Origin of the sequence: Actinomyces sp. ICM58 (assembly GCF_000283035.1) — a bacterium.
Lineage (GTDB): Bacteria > Actinomycetota > Actinomycetes > Actinomycetales > Actinomycetaceae > Pauljensenia.
This window is the reverse complement of sequence record NZ_ALIY01000161.1, coordinates 1-3,542: the sequence shown is the minus strand read 5'-3', so window position 1 is coordinate 3,542 and position 3,542 is coordinate 1. Positions and strand designations below refer to the sequence as shown.

General features: G+C 65.4%; 3 protein-coding genes. 1 reads left to right on the top strand and 2 read right to left on the bottom strand.

Going from position 1 to position 3,542, the window contains the following annotated elements:
• Window positions 1-47 precede the first annotated feature (47 nt).
• On the bottom strand, window positions 48-1,070 hold the full coding sequence (locus tag HMPREF1138_RS07515) for a metal ABC transporter substrate-binding protein (protein ID WP_039937443.1): 1,023 nt from the start codon (window positions 1,068-1,070) through the stop codon (window positions 48-50).
• A gap of 65 nt (window positions 1,071-1,135) precedes the next feature.
• Complete coding sequence (locus tag HMPREF1138_RS07510) at window positions 1,136-2,152, bottom strand: LacI family DNA-binding transcriptional regulator (protein ID WP_009058257.1); 1,017 nt, start codon at window positions 2,150-2,152, stop codon at window positions 1,136-1,138.
• A 162-nt stretch (window positions 2,153-2,314) separates the two neighbouring features.
• Between HMPREF1138_RS07510 and HMPREF1138_RS07505 the strand changes: the two genes are divergently transcribed.
• Complete coding sequence (locus HMPREF1138_RS07505; protein WP_009058259.1) at window positions 2,315-3,538, top strand: sugar ABC transporter substrate-binding protein; 1,224 nt, start codon at window positions 2,315-2,317, stop codon at window positions 3,536-3,538.
• The last annotated feature ends 4 nt before the right edge of the window (window positions 3,539-3,542 follow it).

Sequence of the window (3,542 nt, the reverse complement as noted above, 5' to 3'; positions counted from 1 at the left end):
AGCCTCCGCGTGGGAGGCTCCCGCCGTCGTGGTGGTGTCAGTCGTCATCACTGGCAGTTGTTCGCTGTCGTCAGGGCGTTGATGTTGTCCTTCATGACGGCCGCGTAGTCCTTGGAGGAGTCGGTCTGGGACTCGATCGGGTCCAGGACGGCCGTGGAGATGCCGAGGTCGTCGGCCAGGGTCTGCGCGACCTTGGGGTCGATGAGCGCCTCCGTGAAGATGGTGGTCACGCCCTGGTCTTTGGCGATCTGGCTAATCTCGGCGAGTCGCGCGGGCGAGGGGGAAGAGTCGGGGTCGAGGCCCGAGATGCCCACCTGGGTCAGGCCGGTGCGGTCGGCGAGGTAGCCGAACGCGGTGTGCGCGGTGACGAAGGTCTTGATCTGGCAGGTCGCGGTCTTCGCGACGAGGTCGTCACCCAGGGCGCTGAGTTCTTCGTTCAGGGCCTGAGCGTTGGCCTTGTAGGTGTCGGCGTTGGCTGGGTCGGCCTCGGCGAGCTTGTCGCCCACCAGGGTCGCGGCGCTCGCCATGCGCACCGGGTCCAGCCAGAAGTGAGGGTCGGCGCTCATATCGTGGTGGTGGCCCTCGTGATCGTGGCCCTCGTGATCGTGGTCGGCGTGCTCCTCGGTGGCGCTCTCGCCGGACTGAGCCTCGTCGGCGTCCTCGTCCTCGCTCGGATGGTTGGCGGAGGAGTTGGCCTCGACCAGTTCGACGGCGGGGGAGACGTCAATGACGGTTGTGGGGGCCTGCTGCTCGATGGCCTCGTCCACCGCGGCCTGGAAGCCCGCGAGGTAGACGACGGCGTCCGCGGAGGCCAGGGCGTCGACCGTCTTGGGGGAGAGTTCGAGGTCGTGGGGCTCGGCGCCCGCGGGGGTTAGTGAGGTGACGGTGACGTGCTCGCCGCCGATCTTCTCAGCCAGGTACTGCAGGGGGTAGAAGGACGCCATGACGGTCAGAGTCCCGTCCTTGCTGGCGTTTCCTTCCGAGGAGGGGGCGGAGGAGCAGGCGGACAGTGCGAGCGCTGTGGCGGCCGCGCATGCGGCGGCGAGGAATCTCTTCGACATGAGAATCATTCTCTGGGGCTCTGAGAATCATTGTCAAATCATTCCCAGGGTGCGGACCCCGTCAGGCAGGGGCGTTACTTCGCGCGCGCAGTCGTCGCCCGCACGACCAAATCGGCCGAAAAGACGTAATCGGCGTGCTCAGGAGTGTAGTCGGGTGTGGCCAAGGCCTCGAATAGACTGCGCACCGCCGCCGCGACGATCGCGGGTACAGGCTGGTGGACCGTCGTCAGCCCCGGGCTCAGGTGTGACATGAGGAAAGAATCATCGAATCCGATGACCGAGATGTCCTCCGGGACGGAGAGGCCCAGTGAGGTGATCGTGCGGATCGCGCCGAGCGCCTGCAAGTCGGAGCCCGTCACGATCGCCGTCACGCCGCGCTCGATCAGGCCGTTCGTGTGAGCCGCCGCGGCCTCGTACGTATAGAAGGTCTCCTCGATGATGGGGGAGCGGTCGCCGACCAGCTCCTCCATGACCTGGGTGAAGGCCTCGGCCTTGCGCAGCGCCGGGACAACGTGTGTGCGCCCCGTCAACAGCGCGATGCGCGAATGACCGAGCTCATGCAGATGCGTAACGGCCGCGCGAATGCCTAGAGCGTCACCCGTCGAAAAATCGGGGGCCGGGATCTCCGCTCGCGCCCCGTTGATGGTCACGAGCGGGATCGAATGAGCCACGACCTCGTGATAGGGACCGAGGTCCGCCAGCAGGTCCGCGTGCCTGCCCGAGACGAAGATCAAGCCGCTGACGCGATGCTCCAAGAGCGAAGAGAGGTGATCGAACTCGGAGGTGGCGCCCGGCGTTTGAGAACGGATCATCGCGATACCCCCAGCCCGCGCGACCTCCTCCTGGAGGTGATGGGCGAAGGCCGCGAAGATCGGATTGGTGAGCTCGGGGACGATGATGCCGATCGTCGGGGTGTCGGGGGTGCGCTCGGGGGTCGGGCGGTCGTAACCCAACTCGTCAATAGCCGTCAGGACCTTGCGGCGCGTCTCGTCAGAGACCTGTCCGACGCCGTTGAAGACGCGAGAGACGGTGGCTGTCGAGACGCCGGCGTGCGCAGCAATATCAGCCATGCTGGTGCGGTTTTTCGTCATCGACTCAACTCTCCTTTGGGTCTGTCCGCTCGACGCTTCGGTACAAATGTAACAGGAAGCTCACAATTCGGAAAATTATTGCAGAAACAAAAACGGAGGTACTACAGTGGCACTAGCGGGTCGCTGATGGAGGCGACCAGCCCGACCAACACAGGAGAAATAATGCGACGTGGTATCGCAGCACTCGGCGTCTTCGCGGCGGCTACCGCCCTGGCCGCCTGCAATGGCAACACTACCCCCACGACGAACTCGTCCGAGAATTCCAACGAGACCCTCGCGACCCTCACCATCTGGGCCGACGACACCCGTTTCTCGCAGGTGCAGTCCTTCGCCGAGGACTTCACGGCGTCGACCGGCGTCGCCGTCAACGTCGTCCAGAAGTCCGAGGCCGACATGGACACCGAGTTCACCACCCAGGTCCCCACCGGCAACGGCCCCGACCTGATCGTCATGGCCCACGACAAGCTCGGCGCCCTCGTCTCTAACGGCGTCGTCGCCCCCGTCGACCTGGGTCAGGCCAAGGAGCAGTTCTCCGACGTGGCCGTCAAGGCCGTCACCTACAACGGCCAGACCTACGGCGTCCCCTACGCCGTCGAGTCCGTCGCCCTGGTGCGTAACAATGCGCTCACCCAGGACACCCCGACCACCTACGATGACATGATCGCCTCCGGCAAGAAGACGGGCGTCGAGTACCCCTTCATCATCCAGATGGGCGACAAGGGTGACCCGTACCACTTCTACGGCTTCCAGACTTCCTTCGGTGCCCCCGTGTTCAACACCAACGCCGACGGTGAGTACACCTCCGAGCTGGCCATGGGCGGCTCCGGCGGCACCGACTTCGCCAACTGGCTCAAGGCCCAGGGTGACGCGGGCATCATCTCCCCCTCGATCACCGGCGACATCGCCAAGCAGGCCTTCCTCGACGGCAAGGCCGCCTACACGGTGACCGGCCCCTGGAACGTCGCCGCGTTCCGTGACAATAAGATGGACGTCTCCGTCCTGCCCATCCCCGCCGCCGGCTCGCAGGCCGCTCAGCCCTTCGTCGGCGTCCAGATGTTCTACCAGAGCGCCAAGTCCGCCAACCCGGTCGCCGCCAAGCAGTTCTTCAACTACCTGGCCACCCCCGAGGCCCAGGAACAGATGCAGAAGCTCGGCGGTCGCGCCTCCGCGATGCCGTCGGTCGCCGCCAAGTCGGATGACCAGGACATCAAGGACTTCTCGAAGGTCGCCGAGGCCGGCGCGCTCGCTCCCGCGATCCCCGCCATGGGCTCCGTCTGGAACTACTGGGGCCAGACCGAGGCCAACATCGTGACCGGCACCGAGACCCCCGCCGAGGGTTGGGCTACGATGATCACCAACATCAACAACGCCATCGCCTCCAAGTGAGCGA